Origin of the sequence: Okeania sp. SIO2F5, from assembly GCF_010692685.1 — a bacterium.
GTDB lineage: Bacteria > Cyanobacteriota > Cyanobacteriia > Cyanobacteriales > Microcoleaceae > Okeania > Okeania hirsuta.
Genome location: NZ_JAAHGU010000148.1, coordinates 1 through 17,162, shown reverse-complemented (window position 1 = coordinate 17,162; position 17,162 = coordinate 1). Strand labels below are relative to the sequence as shown.

Annotated in this window: 12 protein-coding genes; 6 read left to right on the top strand and 6 right to left on the bottom strand. The window is 36.1% G+C overall.

The genetic code is table 11. From position 1 onward, the window contains the following. Together F6K27_RS28100 and F6K27_RS28095 are read right to left on the bottom strand one after the other, a co-directional pair. Nucleotides 1–211: hypothetical protein (locus F6K27_RS28100; protein WP_287279321.1), on the bottom strand; the 211-nt coding region annotated here is incomplete at its 3' end. Nucleotides 212–529: 318 nt separating this feature from the next. After that, a complete protein-coding gene (locus tag F6K27_RS28095) occupies nt 530–676 on the bottom strand; it encodes a hypothetical protein (protein WP_287284705.1) in 147 nt (48 codons plus the stop codon). A 235-nt stretch (nt 677–911) separates the two neighbouring features. Here F6K27_RS28095 and proX point away from each other — a divergent pair, with 235 nt between their 5' ends. From proX to F6K27_RS28080, 3 genes are read left to right on the top strand one after another with little or no spacing between them, the layout of a single operon-like run. After that, nucleotides 912–1,973, top strand: coding sequence for a glycine betaine/L-proline ABC transporter substrate-binding protein ProX (gene proX, locus F6K27_RS28090; RefSeq protein ID WP_287279320.1), 1,062 nt, complete (start codon nt 912–914; stop codon nt 1,971–1,973). 54 nt (nt 1,974–2,027) lie between these two features. Continuing rightward, nucleotides 2,028–3,056, top strand: a complete 1,029-nt coding sequence (locus F6K27_RS28085; RefSeq protein WP_287279319.1) for a Glu/Leu/Phe/Val dehydrogenase dimerization domain-containing protein — start codon at nt 2,028–2,030, stop codon at nt 3,054–3,056. A gap of 45 nt (nt 3,057–3,101) precedes the next feature. Continuing rightward, nucleotides 3,102–4,154, top strand: coding sequence for a hypothetical protein (locus F6K27_RS28080; protein WP_287279318.1), 1,053 nt, complete (start codon nt 3,102–3,104; stop codon nt 4,152–4,154). A gap of 316 nt (nt 4,155–4,470) precedes the next feature. On the opposite strand, the gene F6K27_RS28075 is transcribed toward F6K27_RS28080, so the two are convergent. Further along, nucleotides 4,471–5,688, bottom strand: a complete 1,218-nt coding sequence (locus tag F6K27_RS28075; protein ID WP_287279317.1) for an FAD-dependent oxidoreductase — start codon at nt 5,686–5,688, stop codon at nt 4,471–4,473. Nucleotides 5,689–6,003: 315 nt separating this feature from the next. Beyond that, nucleotides 6,004–6,180 carry a hypothetical protein gene (locus F6K27_RS28070; RefSeq protein WP_287279316.1) on the bottom strand — a complete coding sequence of 59 codons (177 nt, stop codon included), beginning with the start codon at nt 6,178–6,180 and terminating at the stop codon, nt 6,004–6,006. Nucleotides 6,181–7,075: 895 nt separating this feature from the next. Between F6K27_RS28070 and F6K27_RS28065 the strand changes: the two genes are divergently transcribed. Next, nucleotides 7,076–9,007: an N-acetylmuramoyl-L-alanine amidase gene (locus F6K27_RS28065; RefSeq protein ID WP_287279315.1), complete on the top strand. Its 1,932-nt coding sequence runs from the start codon at nt 7,076–7,078 to the stop codon at nt 9,005–9,007. A gap of 1,325 nt (nt 9,008–10,332) precedes the next feature. Here the strand turns inward: F6K27_RS28065 and F6K27_RS28060 are convergent. Together F6K27_RS28060 and F6K27_RS28055 are read right to left on the bottom strand one after the other, a co-directional pair. Continuing rightward, nucleotides 10,333–11,151: an inositol monophosphatase family protein gene (locus F6K27_RS28060; RefSeq protein ID WP_287279314.1), complete on the bottom strand. Its 819-nt coding sequence runs from the start codon at nt 11,149–11,151 to the stop codon at nt 10,333–10,335. Nucleotides 11,152–11,986: 835 nt separating this feature from the next. Then, nucleotides 11,987–14,212, bottom strand: coding sequence for an FdhF/YdeP family oxidoreductase (locus F6K27_RS28055; RefSeq protein WP_287279313.1), 2,226 nt, complete (start codon nt 14,210–14,212; stop codon nt 11,987–11,989). A 1,307-nt stretch (nt 14,213–15,519) separates the two neighbouring features. On the opposite strand from F6K27_RS28055, the gene fdhD reads away from it, so the two are divergent. Beyond that, entirely contained in the window at nt 15,520–16,359 is an 840-nt protein-coding gene (fdhD, locus tag F6K27_RS28050; RefSeq protein WP_287279312.1) for a formate dehydrogenase accessory sulfurtransferase FdhD, read from the top strand. 508 nt (nt 16,360–16,867) lie between these two features. Continuing rightward, a complete protein-coding gene (locus tag F6K27_RS28045) occupies nt 16,868–16,999 on the top strand; it encodes a hypothetical protein (RefSeq protein WP_287284703.1) in 132 nt (43 codons plus the stop codon). The last annotated feature ends 163 nt before the right edge of the window (nt 17,000–17,162 follow it).

Sequence of the window (17,162 nt, the reverse complement as noted above, 5' to 3'; positions counted from 1 at the left end):
CTTTATAATTTACTCTTGCCAGGTTAGCTCTTAGCTTTTCAGCTAAAACCGGAACATTTGGCTCTCGCATCATCGTAACATGGTTACCAGGAACAAAATCAAGCTCTACTGCTCCATCAGCAAACTGGGCGTTGCTGAAATGTAATGGTAAGTAGCTGAAGGTAAAATTGAAAAACTTATGTTTTGCGTTGATACTTAATCTAAAAATCATTACCACTCAGCAACGCCACAAAATTTCTTTCCCGTGTTTCAACATTGTTCAAATAACGGTTAATTTCATCGTGGCCAACTTTTTCCAGATTGTCCGCAAGATTTTTGAGAGTGTAATTTTTCTGACTACTTATTAAATACTGACAATAATATTTTATATAATTAGGGCTTGCTGATTAAATCTAAAAGTATTTACAGATAAAGGTTTTAGCCTTTTTTGGCTCGAAAAAAGTACCTGGTTTTCAGCTCTTCACGCTCAAAAAGGAGCGTATTTTAGGCGCATAGTTGGGCAGAAAAATCATTCTTAGAATTCTTACTCCTACTTCCTCGCTCCCGATCCATTTCTCCCCTCCTGGGAGGGGGAGGGGCGAGGGGTGGGTTGTCTCCTGTCTTCCCCTCCACCGGAAGGGTTGGGGGTGGGTTGTCTCCTGTCTCCTACCCTCACCCATAAGACTTTATTCAGCAAACCCTAATTAAACTCCATTTGGCGAATGGAAAAATCTCAAATCAATTAGCTTCATTTTATGATATGGTGTTAAATTGAATTGCCTAAAATCATACTGTGTATAGCTTTGAGATTTTTTAAATTTTATGGTTTATACCTTGATGTCAGGTCTCTCATAAACACCATTAGGATACCCACTAGCTCTATGGAATAAAATTAAGCCATTGCTTGACTAAAACTAGCTTAAAAAACGAAAATGAAACGAAAAAGAAAAAAACACTGCTTAAAAATAGTTCTAGCTTTTCTGTCAATCAGTTTAATTGCCTGTCAACCGACTATCCAATCTAATCCTGAATCAACAGACCAAACGATGCCGGGTAAAGGGGTAAAAGTAAGCTCTGGCTCTAGTATCACAACCTATGCAGCATTTTTAACAGAAATTATTAATATTGGTCTAGAAAAGCTTGGTTATCAAACTGAACCCGTCAAACAGCTCAGTGTTCCCGTAGTGCATATTTCTGTTAGTAACGGAGAATTAGATTTCTACACCGATCATTGGGAAAAACTCCAAAATAAATTTTTTATAGAAAACGGAGGCGAAGATAAATTCAAGCGGGTGGGAATTATTGTTGACAATGCTTTGCAAGGGTATCAAATTGACAAAAAAACTGCTGATAAATATAAAATTATCAGCTTAGAGCAACTTAAAGATCCCAAAATTGCCCAACTTTTTGACTCAGATGGTGATGGCAAAGCTAACTTAGCAGGTTGTAATCCTGGATGGGGTTGTGAATTAGTGATTGAGCATCACTTGGATGTCTATGGACTGAGAGATACCGTTGAACACGATCAAGGTAATTATGATATTTTGTTGGCAGATGTAGTAGCTCGCAACCGACTGGAAAAACCTATTCTCTATTATGTTTACACTCCTCACTGGGTACCTGCAGTGTTAGAACCTGGTAAGGATGCAATCTGGCTAGAAGTGCCTTTTACTTCTCTACCAGAAGAACAGGGAGAAGTGTCGGAACAAGAAACTATGCTAGAGGGAAAAAATCTAGGTATTGCAGTTGATAGAGTGCGGATAGTAGCAAACAATAAATTTTTGCAAGCTAATCCAGCCGCCAAACGTCTGTTTGAGCTGGTTTCAATTCCTATTGAAGATGTTAATGGTCAACAAAAACTCGTACAAGATGGTGAAAGTAACTCCAAAGATTTACGTCGCCATGCAGAGGAGTGGGTAAAGAAAAATCAAGAGCAGTTTGATGGCTGGGTAGAAGAAGCAAGAAATACAGGAACAAATTTGTCAGAGAATTGATGTTTTTTTTACCTTTGTAATATAATCCACCATAGTATAACAAATTTAGTTTAGATGAAAATTATTCAGAAGGATAGAGATGGTTTGCAATGCTTTATTGGGTTAGACAGACCAACCCTGAGTCAGCCCAGTAACGGTGGATTGAGGGTGAAAACTTATAAATCTCAGACACTTGCTTGGGAGGACTGTAGAAATTTGTCCCTCGTTATGACCCATAAACATCGTCTGTACAATACAGGTTTTAGCGGTGGTAAAATTGTTGTAGCGATGGCCGATTGTCAAGCCTGCAAGAAAGAGCTATTGAGTTTTATCGGTTCTATGCTGAATGAGCTTAACGGTTTGATGTACACTGGTTGTGACTTAAATACTTCCTTGGAGGACATGGAATATCTCAGAAACCACTGTCCTTATATTCTGGCATCTCTAGATTCTCAAGTTGACCCGAGTATTGCCACAGCTTATGGTGTAGTGGGTAGTATTCAAGGTATTTTTGGAAAAAATCTTGAGGGCTTAGTTTTTCTGGTTCATGGTTCGGGAAAGGTGGGTAAAGCTACTGCTCTAGGTCTCCAAAAACTGGGAGCAAGTATCATGACTTATGATATAGTACCCCAGCGAGCCGATCTTCCAAATTGCAAGAATATCTCACAGGATCATAACTGGTGGGATATTCCCTGTAATGCATTAGTTCCTTGTTCCATCAGTGGTCTAATTACACCAGAAATTGCCGATTCCTTGCAGTGTCAATATATTGTTGGTTCTGCTAATGTTCCCCTAAGTGAACCTTCGGTACTTGATATTTTACAGGCAAAATCCATCACTTTTATTCCGGAATCAATTAGTAGTGCTGGTGCTGTTATTTGCGACTCAATCGAGTTTTATGCCCCATCAATTTTCAAGCAAGTAGACCCCTGCTATATTTATGCATTTGTTCAAGAAATAGTTGAAAAAAAAGTCAAGATTTTTGTGACAGAGCTAACCAATAGCGAAGAATCCTACGAACAAGTCATATCAACCCTGATTTCAGCAGCAGATAAACAACCCAGAGTGGGATGTCAAATGCCAGATTTTTTAGAGAAAAATTAAACCCAAAAGCAGAAAAAAAATCATCATCATTGGAGAATATCTGATATGGCAATTTATATGGCATCTGACTACTCACTCAACACACTTGGAGCAAAACTTTGCCTCGAAGCTGCTGGGGATTTAGTCACAACAGCAATCCAATCCATCCAAAACAGTTCACAAGTAAGACTAGCTGATTACGGTATTGCAGATGGCGGTACTACCCAAGGATTATGGCAGCAAATTTTTGATACAATCAAAAAACAAAATAGCGGGGTTTTTATTGAAGCAATATTTAGTGATTTACCCAGTAATGATTTTAATGCTTTGGGTCAAACTTCATGCTTTTTAATGCAAGACGATCAAAATCTAGTCGTTTCAATGGTTCCACGCTCATTTTATGAACCTGTGTGTCCTCCCAATAGTCTAGACTTTGGTTTCTCTTCCACAGCCATGCACTGGTTAAGTAAGTTGCCTAAACATCTAACCTACCATACCCATATTAATGCTTGTGAACAAGGGGAAGATAAAGCAATGTTCCAAGCCCAATCACAGCTTGACTGGACTACTATTCTTCTAGCTAGGGCGAAAGAACTCAAATCAGGGGGGCAAATAGTCAGTGCCAACTTATCCACAGATGGAAAAGGGCGTTATCTAGGCAACAATCAGGTAGACTTGAATATGCACGATATTCTGCACGAAATTTGGAAACAAATGCAGATTGAGGGTTTAATTAAGCCAGAGGAGTATGTTGACGCTACATTCCAAAATTATTACCGAACAGAAGCTGAATTTATTGCCTGTCTTGAAGATTCCCAAAGTGAAGTTTATCAAGCTGGGTTAAGATTAGGGGAGATACAAACCATCTTAATTCCCTGTCCTTATCGATCTCAGTACGAAGAAGATGGGGACACTGAGAAATTTGCCCAAGGACTTACCCAAACAATTCGTTCTTGGAGTGAACATACCTTCCGAAATGCCTTCACTAATCGCTCCCATGAAGATGTTTTAGATCTTGTCAACCAATTTTACGCAAGATTTACCGCTAGGGTTCGAGAAAATCCCAGTCAGTTTTCAATGGATTATTCACACACCCATCTTCGGATTTACAAAGAATAAGCAAAACTAGGATGCTTACGACTTTGTTGCCCCATAGCATCCTATTCAATAATTAATAATTATTGCTCTGCTGATTAAATCTAAAAGCATTGGCAGATAAAGGTTTTAGCTTTTTTAGGTCTTAAAAAAGTACAAGGTTTTCGTTCTAGGGTTCTCAAAAAGTTAGGATTTTGGGTTGACGCTCTTGCTGAAAAATCAAGGGATAATTCTTCCTCGTGCCTTCTCTAAATTCCCCATTCCTCCTGACTTCCCCTCCTGGGAGGGGTTAGGGGTGGGTTGACTCCTGACTCCTGAGGACTGACTCCTCCCTAATTATTTATAACTGTTCATCCGGAGATGATATAACACACTCCCGACTAGCACTGAGGGGAGATAAATCAAAAGAGGGGGTCTGATCTAAAACTAACTCAGCAAGCAACTTGCCTAAAAGTGGTGTAAACTTAAACGCTTGACCCGATCCACCCGTAAAAAGACTAATTTGTGGGTATCCGGGAAGCTTATCCAGCACAAATAGAGTATCTTTTGTCATCGTGTATGGACTAAAATACAGACCCACACACTCTTTAATTCCATCCCAATTATGACGAAGGAATCGATCGAGTAACTGCGCAAGCTCTGAATCGGGTTCTCTCACAAATGTACTCATGGTTTTTGTCCGTAATTCTGGCGGACACCAATCAATCCCAACTTTGATGAGTGATGTTTCGGGAGTATGACAAGGAAATCCGTAGTAGAGTCCACCATCGTTACTATCCGGCTTTTCTTGCTGAAAACAAAACCATTGTGGAAACCGATCTCGTAAAGTCTCTTCCACCTGATAGTGTCCCCATAACATCGGCCAAATTTCTAAATTAAGGGGAGTTGTAAATGAGCTGAGTAAATCATTAGTCCAAGGTCCCGCCGTTAAAACAACTTGATTCGCTAAAAATGTATTTCCCGATCGTGTTTTGATTTCAACCGTGCTACTAGGAGTGCAGTTGAGACTAACAGTTTCTTCCCCTGTGTGGATAGATACGCCATTGGCTTCTGCTTGAGAGCGAAATACCTCAATTGCTCGTGCAGACCAAACCATACCGGAAGTGCTTTCAAACAAACCGATAAAATCTGGTTTAGGTCGCATTGGCCAACGTTCTTGGAGTTGTTCAGCATTTAAGGCTTCAAATGGAATCCCTTTCTTTTCCATCACTCGGCGAGCACCTGGAATACTACCTTCTATTGTTTCTTCATCCCAAGCTTCGCCGTAGAAAAGCAAGCCATTTTGTCTGAGTAATTGACAATCATGTTGAGCTTCAAGCATTTCCCACTCTTTCAAGCTTTCCTCTTGCAATTCTGACAGATATTCATTAGAATACATTCGGCGATACATCCGTTCATCGCCATAGGAACTGTTATTGGGATTAGGGATAGAGTCTTTCTCTAGCAATATAATTTGTAGATGTTGTTTCTGGCTGAGGTAATAAGCTGTTGCCAGACCCGCAATACCACCACCAATAATAACTACATCTGCATTGAAATATGCTGTTGTTTCTGCCATTAAGTTTCTACCTAAATTCTGATGTCCGGTAGTATTATAAATTATATAATCGGGCGATCGCCATATATCGCCATATCTGGTTACTCGAGCTTCATATTACCGAAAAATTAAGGTATAAAGCCTCTCCATTCATGTAGAAAAGACAAAAAAAATCCTTTGAGTCAATCCTTCTATTACAGAAGAGGTAATAATTAATTATTGAACAGCTATTTATTGGATCTTGGACAAATATAAAAAAATAGTTAGTGTAATATTTACGCTAACTACTGGGTTATGGTAATAGAATCAAATCTGGAGTGATCTTCTTTTATCATATTATTTATCATCCTGAAGATCATAGGATGGATCTGGTTCAATTTCTCCACCAAAACAAATATCTAAATAACTTTCTTGAAGGGAATGAATAACCCTTTCCAGCTCATCAATAATATCCCTTCGAGTCATTTTTTCAACTGCATCAATATGAGCTTCACTTCCGGCTTTTCCGTTCATATTTATATTTAGTTTTTTTCTGACTATCAGTAGCCATAGGAAAAATCGGTGAAGCAGATTGTAATTTATAATAATAGTAAAGTTTTTGGTTTCTATTGACTTGATAACGAATGATATGACAATCACGAGGAATGACCTGTCCTTCTCGTTCAATTTTCTTAATTTTCTGCTTCATCTTACGGACTGCAGATTGGACAAAGCTAGAAAAAAAGCTGAGACTCGGCTTTAAGGATTCAGTCTCAGCTCAGAACAATATAATTTAAATTAATATCATGTCCGGATAATTAGTGATCAAAAAAACTTTCTCCTTTTCCTCCTATTTATTTTTTATTCTTCTTTTTTACCGAATTATTAATTATTAATTATTAATTATTAATTATTAATTATTAAATAATTCGCGCCTTGAAGCCTCCCTTTTTAAGGGGAAAAAGCGGTCGTTAGCGTAGCTTCCCGTAGGGTGGGATGGCGAGGAGACCTCGCCATATCCAATCGACCAAGAGAAAAGAAATAATATCTCCTTATATTCAATTCCGTAGCGGTTTTAACCAGAGGTAATTATCAATTATCCATTATCCATTATCCATTAATGAATTCTTGCTTCCCTCCTGACTCCTGATGACTAACTCCTGAGGACTCCGTTGTTTATTTATAAGTATTCAACCGGAGATGATATTATACAGTAATCGCCAAATTACTTCCTCTAAATACAGATGTTCTATTGAATACGAATTTAAAAATTTAATAGTTCAAATCCAATATTTATCCGCGCCTCCTAATACCATGTCCGGATAATTAGTGATGACAACACTTTTTTCCCTATCTCCTATCTCTTGATTACCAAAGAGAAAAATTTAGTACAATAAAGAAATATAACTAAAAAAAACAAAAAAGTAATATGGTAAATTTTAATCCACTGCTAATGGCGACAAAAAAAACAATAATTCCCAAAATATTTAGCAAAATTATCGGCTCATCAACTTTAGGATTAATGATATTTTTAGGAGTAATAAGTACCATTTGCCCTATTGCTATGTCACACAATAATAGAGATGAAAATCCACTTAAACTATCGGAAGAAACCACAACAAAATCTCTATTTATTGCCTATCCTTCCGCAAGCCACAAAACTACTTCAGACAGAATTTTTCTAATTGGCACAGCTTCTCCAGAAGCAGAGGTTACTGTTAATGGAAAAGCAATTAATGAACGTAGTAAATCAGGTCATTTTGCCCCTAGTTTTCCATTACAAATAGGGAAAAATATATTTACTGTACGCCATCAAGACGAAGAAAAAATAATTACGGTAACACGCAACTCAAACCAACCACCTTTACCAGTGGGAATAGCTTTTGGTCAAGGTTCTTTGACTCCAGCAAAAGATATTGCCAGAATGCCAGGGGAATTAATTTGTTTTCAAGCGATCGCTCCTCCAAATGCTAATATTTCTGTTTTATTAGCTGCCCAAACTATTCCTTTACTTTCTCAGTCTCAAGTAGTAAATTTACCAGGAAATTTAGCAGTATTAACAGGAGATAATCAACCTGTTCCTTCTGCGGGAGAATATTATCAAGGTTGTGCGAAAGCAGAGAAACCAGGAGATTTAGGTCAACCTGAGTTTAAACTAAGTCTCAGAGGTAAGACAGTGACTCAAAAAGCACCGGGAAAAGTGACTATTCTTTCTCCGACTGTATTTGAGGTGGCGGAAGTAACAGTAGAAGAGGGAGTTGCGAGAACTGGACCCAGTACCACTTATTCGCGCTTGACACCCTTACCAAAAGGTACTAAAGCTTTGATTACAGGGAAAGAAGGAGACTATTTACGCCTTGACTATGGTGGATGGATCAAAGCAGATGAGACTAGAATATTTACAGATGCAGCACCACCCCGTTCGGTAATTCGGAGTGCTATTGCTCGTCAGGTTCAAGGTGCAACAGAAATTAGATTTCCTTTGCAAGTACCGGTGCCAGTTACAGTCGAACAAGGGGATGGTTATTTAACTTTAATTCTGCATAATACGACTGCTCAAACTGATACTATTCGTTTAGATGATGACCCCTTAATTGAGCGATTAGACTGGCAACCAATCTTAACTTCAACAGTGAAAAATGAGCAGGGAGTTAGGTATAAGTTTTATTTAAAAACAGAGCAACAATGGGGTTATAAATTAGAATATGTTGGTACAACTTTGCGATTAACTTTGCGACATCCTCCGGCAGTCAAAAGTGGAATTAGTTCTGCATATAAACCTTTAACTGGAATGAAAATTTTGATTGATGCTGGACATGGGAGTGAGAATGATTTAGGTGCAAGAGGTCCTACTGGTTATCCGGAAAAAAATGTGACATTAATTGTGTCGAAGTTATTACAGGATGAGTTAATTGCACGGGGTGCTTCAGTATATATGACACGAAAAGCAGAAGAGGATTTATATCCTAAAGATCGCGTGGAAATGATTAATCAACAAGTTCCAGATTTAGCACTTTCTGTTCATTATAATGCTTTACCTGATTATGGCGATGCTCTAAAAACTCAGGGAATAGGTACTTTTTGGTATCATGCTCAAGCTCATAGTTTGGCAGTATTTTTACATAATTATTTAGTGGAAAAATTAGACCGACCTTCTTATGGGGTATTTTGGAATAATTTAGCTTTAGCTCGTCCGACAATAGCTCCTTCTGTATTATTGGAGTTAGGATTTATGATTAATCCTTATGAATTTGAATGGATTATGAATTCTCAAGAACAACAGAAGTTAGCAAAGGTATTAGCAGATGGAATTGTTGAGTGGGTAAGAAGAAGGAGTCAGGAGTCACGAGTCAGGAGTTAGGAGTTAGGAGTCAGTAGAGGATGCTAAACCTTTAAACGTTTAGTATTGGTATAAATTTTACTATTTCCTTTGAAGAAGTAGTCAGGAGTCACGAGTCATATCAAGTAACATTAATTAACCGCAATGTAGGGACGTTGCATGCAACGTCCCTACCAGGTTGGGTAAAGATTGTTTATTACAATTATTTAATGAGACATGATATCAGGAGTCAATAGAGGATACTCAACCCTTAAACGTTGATTATTGCTAGAAATTTTACTATTCCCTATTCCATATCAGTCTAATTTGGATCTATGCGCAATTAAACGGATTTAATATAATTGGTAATATGGAGTATTTTGGTATTATTTAGCATTAATCAGTTCAACGATTTTTCCTTCTATATTGTTGGAATGAGGATTGATTATTAGTAAGCATTCAGCCGTCAGCTATCAGCTATCAGCTATTACTTTTAGTTTAGGATAAAAGCAATATTTAATTGTCTTACGAAAAAAGTAGGTTCCTTTGACCTTAAAGTCTATTTTAATTTAAACACTGTCTTTCAGGAGAGAGTCTTTTTGCTGATAGCTGACAGCTAATAGCTGAATGCTTACGATTATTAATTACAGCAAATTTCAGGAAGCGCGAGGTACAGTTTAAGACTAATTTATAATTTTTATTCATTTTTTATTCCCTGTTAAGAGTTCCCTAAAAACATAAAAATTTATACTTTATAAACTCGAAAACTGCTATATATAGCAACTGCCATTATTACTCTTTACTTATGTAAGTATTTCCTGCGGAATACTGCGCAAACAGCTATTAGCGGTCAGCTATCAGCTTTTTAATGAATGAAATAAAAATTAGTTTAACTTTTACTACATTTTTACCTATGAATTTAAGCACAAGAAAGACTCATTTTGAGTTTTTAACTCATACAATTCAAGGGAATGAAGCTAATAGCTGAATGCTTACGGAAGTGTTTAAATAAATATAGATTTTAAGGTCAAATAGACCTACTTTTGTCAGATTTAATTATGACGGGATTCTGGCTTAATAAGAACCCTTAATATAGGGTTTAAATCAAGATAAAAAACAATAGCTGATAGCTGACGGCTGTTTGCGCAGCATTCCGTAGGAAATGCTTACTTACTTATAGAATATCTAAAACAAGGAAATATCTTTCAACAATTAATAATTAATTATTAATTATTACCTCTCCTGGAAAAGAAGAGGATTGACTAATCATGAAAAATTTTTCTTGTTTCCCCTTTAAAGGAGAGGCTTTAAACCTAATTTTTCGGTAATCAACCTTCCTCCTTCCCTCTTCTTCCTTCTTCCTTCTCCTACTTTCTTAAAGGTTGTACTAAAGGCAAAAAATATGACACTAATTGTTGATTTCCGACAACCAAAGTAGGAAAGGGATGACTCGAATAATCTTTGCCAATTTTTAAAGGAAAAATATCTGTAGATTCTAATGGTATCCACACTGCACCTGCAGCTTTTGCTATTACCCAAGCTCCTGCAATATCCCAAATTCTAGGTGTAGCTTCAACTCCTGCAATAGATGCACCACAAGCTACAAGTAAAAAGTTATAACTTGCTATGCCTAACATTCTAATTTTTGTGGGAATTTGAGGTAAAATTTTGGTACTTCGGGAACAAAGATTAAATAAATGATTACCAGTAATATTGTCTTGATTTGGTTGAATTGGTTGATGATTTAAAAATGCTCTGGTGATAGGTGGGTTCGATAAATAAGTCTGATTTTCTTGATAATAAAAACCATAATAAGATTGATGTAATGGAGGCAGATGTATATAACCAAATATGGGAATACCTTGATACAATAATGCGATAGAAGTTGCCCAAATTGGTATACCTTGAGCAAAGTTTGTAGTAGCATCTAAGGGGTCAATAATCCAACACCATTCATTACTAGGAAATATCTGTTGAGTTTCTTCTGTTAAGATTCCATGAGTGGGAAAAGTATGAGCGATCGCTTCTCTAATTTCTCTATCTGCCCATTTATCGGATTTAGTAATTAAACTACCGTCAGCTTTTTCATCTGCTGTGACATTTCCGAAGTCTTTTAATAATTGATTTCCTACTCGAAAAGTTATTGTTTCTGCGAAGTTTAAAACTTGATTCCAGAATTCTGTCATTTTAGCTTTGTTATCCCACTAGATTTTTGTTTTAAAGTTTATTGAAAGAATATTAATCAGTCATTTCAATTATCAGTTGTAAGTTGTCAGTAAACTTAAGTTATTAGTTGAATTTTCTACCTTGAATTTTTAGATTTTCATTTTGAGATTTTCTAGATAATGCCCAAGCAATAATGCCTAGAGGTTCACTATCAATATTTTTAATATTTTATAATGATAGAGACCATTATTAAAAATAAAATTTATGAATCGTCTCCTTGGAGGAGTCAGGAGTCAGAAGTCAGGAGTCAGGAAGAAATAAAGAAGGAAGAGGAGAAGAAAATTTTTTATCACGCTCTTAAAAGGACATGATATAACTCTATTTAACAGGAAAGTTTCTATAGAAATTTATTCTCAAATTAACAATTAATCACTAAAAATTACCTCTCTTTGGAGGAGTGAGGAGTCAGGAGTCAGGAGGGAACAAAGAAGGAAGAGGAGAAAGTTTTTTATCACACTCTTCAAAGGAGATTATATAACTCTATTCAACAAGAAAGTTTCTATAGAAATTTATTCTTAAATTAACAATTAATCAATAAAAATCACTTCTCTTTGGAAGATAGAGTAGATTCCATGTAAATGTGGCACAGTAGTTCAGAGTCCAAATAATGAAAGCTTACTTAACAAAATACTCAGGATTAGAAAAACTATATTCTTTCTTTCCTGCTACCTACTCCCTACTTTCAAGAAGATGTAGCAAGAATGCGTGAGATTTAGTATTACTCAAAAATCAGTAACCTCCTTGAATCAAAAATTTTCCATCTTTTCACCCACTCAATATCTTCAAAACTTTAACCTAATCTAACTTTTCTAAACAGACCAAAGCATTATAATCAGGCACACCTTCAACAGAACGTTTACCCTGATCTAATAACACATTTCCTTCCGGCCAATGTATTTGTAAATTACCTGGTTTCATCGGAGCTAAATATACTCTTCCTTGAAACTCACCCAAATCATTCTTTAACAGTACCTTACCCCCATCTTTTAAACTCAAATTTTCCGCATCAATAGGATTAATTAAAACTGCTTCTCGCATAGCTCCAGTAATAGCATCCTTCTTTGACTGCACCATACTATTAAACTGCTTACCTCTACGAGTCGCTACTAAAAAATATCCCTCTTTTAACTCTTCTTGAGATGGAGAAAGTATTGAAAAATTAGCCTTACTATCCGGTGTGGGAAAATTCCAACCAAAACATAAATGAGAACCACCATATTGAAAATTATCTCCTGGTTCTTTTAAATGCTGAATTCCCGAATATTGCGGAATTACTAAAGCAATTTCCTGACGAATTTCTGAAGTATTTTCAAACTCTAATTGATTTGCTAAATCAGGACGTACTAATTTTGCCAAATCCATAAAAACTTCCCATTCCGGGCGAGCTTCTCCCACTCTCCTTCCAGGAATTTCCGGACTAAAAATCACCCTTCTTTCCGTAGTTGTTTCTGTTACTCCTCCCGGAATTTCATAACGAGTCGTCGCAGGTAACAATATTACCGTTTCTCCCGGTTCAACTAACATTTGATTAGAACAAACAATATCCTGATGTATTCTCAAAGGCAATCGTTTTATCGCAGCTTCTACATAATCTGGATCTGGCAAAACTTCTAAAAAATTTCCCCCTACAGAAAACAAAACATCTAACTTTCCTTCCGCAGCATTATCAATCATTTCCGAAGCAATTAAACCAGGAGAATTAGGCACAGAAAAACCCCAAAAATTACTCATAACTTCCGCATTTTCTTGGTTAATCTTTCTCCCTCCAGGAAACACCGTAGAATAGCATCCCATTTCTGCTCCACCTTGCACGCCAGAATGTCCCCGAATTGGCATTAAACCACAGCCTTCTCTACCTACAAAACCTTTAGTTAAAGCTAAATTAATAATAGCTCTGACATTATCTTCCCCACATTCATGTTGAGTAATACCCATACTCCAAACAAATACTGCTTTTTCTGCTGCTTTTACCATTTTTGCAAAGGCATACATTTCATTGCGGGTGCTTCCAGAAAAGCGTTCTAACTCTTCCCAAGATTGAGCATCTAATGAAGCTTTTAATTCTTCAAATTGATTCGTATAATTATCGATAAAAAATTTATCTATCCAATCATTAGCAATTAGATGTTTAATAGTGCCATTCAGAAAAGCCAAATCGCCATTAACATTAACTAAAAAGAAATCTTCGGCAAACTTAGTACCAAATAAAGCACTTTCAGGAATAGACGGTACCCAATAACGTTCCATTCCTGGTTCCCGGTAAGTGTTAATAACTACAATTTTTGTACCTGCTTTTTTCGCCCAGTGTAAATATTTAACAGTAACAGGTTGATTATTTGCTACATTGGAACCGATAAATACTAATAAATCTGTACCTATCCAGTCTTTGTAAGAACAAGTAGTAGCAGCAGCACCAATAGTAGTTTTGAGCGCTCCGGTACTAGGGGAATGACAAATGCGGGCCGCATTATCGATATTATTAGTCCCCATTGCCCGTGCAGCTTTTTGGGCCACATAATAAGTTTCATTCACAGTGCCGCGACTGGTGAGGTAGAAACCCAGACGGTCTGGATGAGTATTTTTGAGGCGATCGCTAATTACTCCTAAAGTTTCATCCCAGCTAATTCGTCGAAACCCTTTGTCCCCTTTGTCACGACGCATGGGGTAAGGTAGTCGTCCCATTTCTCGCAATTCTGCACTACTTTTATTTTGTAGTTGAGAAACATCTGCTAGTATTTCTGGGTTAAAAGCGGCCATGGTATTAAGGCGCAATAGTCGCAGACGGACATTACATAAATGAAAGCCATCGAGAGTCCAGTCTTTCATCCCAGTGGTACCGAGGGAACACCCGTCGCAGACTCCTTTATTGAGAATTTCCCAAGCATAGGGGAGTTGGTCGAGATTTTCAATTGTTGCGCGTATTAATTCCCAGTAGTTATTGGGGTATTGTTCGCCAATACCGAAGGGTTTCCAACTTGCCCAAATTTGTGGGTTCCAGATTTTATTTGGCTTGGGTAACATAATTTATTTAGCTAATATAACAATTTTTATTGCACAATAATTATCGGGTAAATTTTTAGGGTTATGTTATTTTTGAAGAGAAATTAATCTCATCTTAATATTTGGACCGATAGTAAAGGTTGAGGATAAAAATAACTCTCTGTCTAAGAGTTGGAAATCCTCATGTTATATATTTATTCAAACAAATATATATCGTATATCTAGCACTGGAAAGAATTGGTTAGAATATAAACTGATGATTAAATTTAGAAAGTTTAACAATTAATAATTAATAATTACCGAAAATTTGGTTTGAAAACTTCAACTTTTATATAAAGCCTGATAAATGTTTGTTACAAATGGTAGAAGTAAAGAAGAGGGAATAAATATTGAATAAAAAAATGTGAAAATAATATAGATAAATATCTAAAATGAATTGGAGAAGCTATTTTTTTTTAGTATCTCCGAGCGAGATGCACCTATTTGTAGCATTCTTTTTTTAAACTGGTATTAAGGGGATAAAAAAGAAAATTCTGTATCTTCAAAATTAATATGAAGTTACATAGAATAATATAACAATCAGGAATCAGATGTGAGAATTGAGGTGTTTCTTTCAAGCATAGAATATAGCTGTTATCTTATTCTTATGTATTCGTTTCTTCTCTATTCCCTATTCCCTAAAACAAAAGTCTCCAATATCTCACAACTAAAATCATATTGCTATATTTTAATCAGATTTGACTTTAGATCAAGACAGACAAGTTAATAAATTTCATAATTATGTCCAACCTAACATAAAATTTGTTTCAGTACAAATGTAAGCTGAATCCTTACCTGAGCGCTTTAAAAAAAAGAGGCTTTTAACCTTAATTATTCAGTAAATGTTTTCCCACTTTTGATGAATTTTTCCTTCTGAATCTGTTGTATATTTCCAACTATATATAGTAGAAGTAGACAAACAATTGAGGAAGATTATCGGGTCTTTATTATACTTAGGGGTTGCTGATTAAATATAAAAGCACTGACAGATAAAGGATTCAGCCTTTTTAGGTAGAAAAAAGTGCCTAGTTTTCAGTTGAAAACCCTCAAAAACTTAGCATAAAAGGCAGAAATTTTAGCAGAAAAATCACTCTGACAAATATATCCGACTATCTCCTAATTAATTCCTCGTTTCTCCTAACTACTCTCTGCTCCCCCACTCCCCTACTCCCCCGCTCCCCTAATCCTGAAAAAGACTTTTTCAGCAAACCCTATTAATTAAGGGGAGTCGATCTAATCTCAATTATTTCTCAATCCAGACTTCTGATACAAACTTTCCTTCTTGAAATATGAACAATTCTCCTCGTAGCAAAACTAAAGTACAAATTTTAGTCGTAGAAAATCAAATTTCTTTCACTCGTTACGACCAGTTAGTAACAGAAGAACCTTTAGAAATTCGTCTGACTTTTCCGAAACAAACTATAGCAGTTACGATGCGGACTCCAGGAAATGATTTTGATTTAGCAGCAGGATTTCTCTATAGTGAAGGAATTATCAAAAATCGTGAAGATATTGAAAAAATTAGTTATTGTGTAGACCCAGAAATTGATGGGGAACAACTCCAAAATATTGTTAATGTCACTCTTAAGTCTGAATTAAAACCAAACTTAAAAACCTTAGAAAGACATTTTTTTTCCTCTAGCGCTTGTGGGATTTGTGGTAAAGCAAGTATAGAATCTCTGCATATTAAAGGTTTTTCAGCTATTCCTTTAAAATCAGAAGTTCCGGCGGAAGTTATTTATAGTTTGCCTGATAAATTAAGTAATGCTCAAAGGGTGTTTAAATCTACTGGTGGTTTACACGCTGCTGCTTTATTTGATACTCAAGGGGAATTGTTGAAATTGCGAGAAGATGTGGGTAGACACAATGCTTTAGATAAGTTGATAGGTTCAGAATTTTTAGCAGGTATATTACCTTTAAATAATCATATTTTTATGGTGAGTGGGCGGTCGAGTTTTGAGATTATACAAAAATGTATAACTGTAGGTGTGCCGATAGTTTGTGCTGTTTCTGCGCCTAGTAGTTTAGCAGTAGAAATAGCTAGGGAATTTAATATTACTTTAATCGGATTTTTGCGGGGAAAAAAGTTTAATATTTATTCTGGTGTGGAAAGAATTAGAGTTTGCTGAATCAAGTCTTTTTGCTGAGGTAGGAGACAGGAGACAGGAGACAGGAGACAGGAGTTAGGGGAATGAGAGGGGAGGTAGGAGCTAAGTTGTGTCTCTCAATTTTTCTGCCATAATCATCCCAAAATACTAGCTTTTTGAAATTTTTCCACCGAAAAGCTGGTACTTTTTTCAATTCTAAAATGCTAAAACCAATATCAGTCAATACTTTCAGATTTATTCAGCAAGCCCGAATTAAAGTCAGTCAAAAAATAGATTATCCCTAAATTTATCCCCAAGAAGTAACCAGCAATAACTAGGAACTCAGAAGGAAAATATTATGGACGTTCGGGATGAGTTGAGAAATTTTCATCTCTGAATTTTGACTTCTTCTTCAAAACTGAGCTTTTGCCACCTATCCCCTACTAGGAAAAGAAGTAAAAGTAGAATATTTGAACGACGACAGATTATTGTTGAGTTTTAGACAAAATCCATGATATTGGATTAAATCAAAGATATTAAGGAGTAGTATATGGGTGAAATTATTGAAGTATTTGACGGACAAGAAATTGCTATATCTGATTATGGAATGTGGAATGCAACATCTATAGCAATCCTATTTTATTCGTGTCAAAAATCTTACTGCTTTTTAGGGAACACTTAACTGGGAACAGGAAACAGGTAAGAGTTTCAGTTTTTTTATTTATAGCAATGAGCGCTGGCATCTTTACATATTACATAAATATTGATAATGTAACATAAAAGTAACTGTATGAGCTGTATTTTTCATAAATTAGGCGATCGCTAAAGGTTAAAGTTTTAAGGAT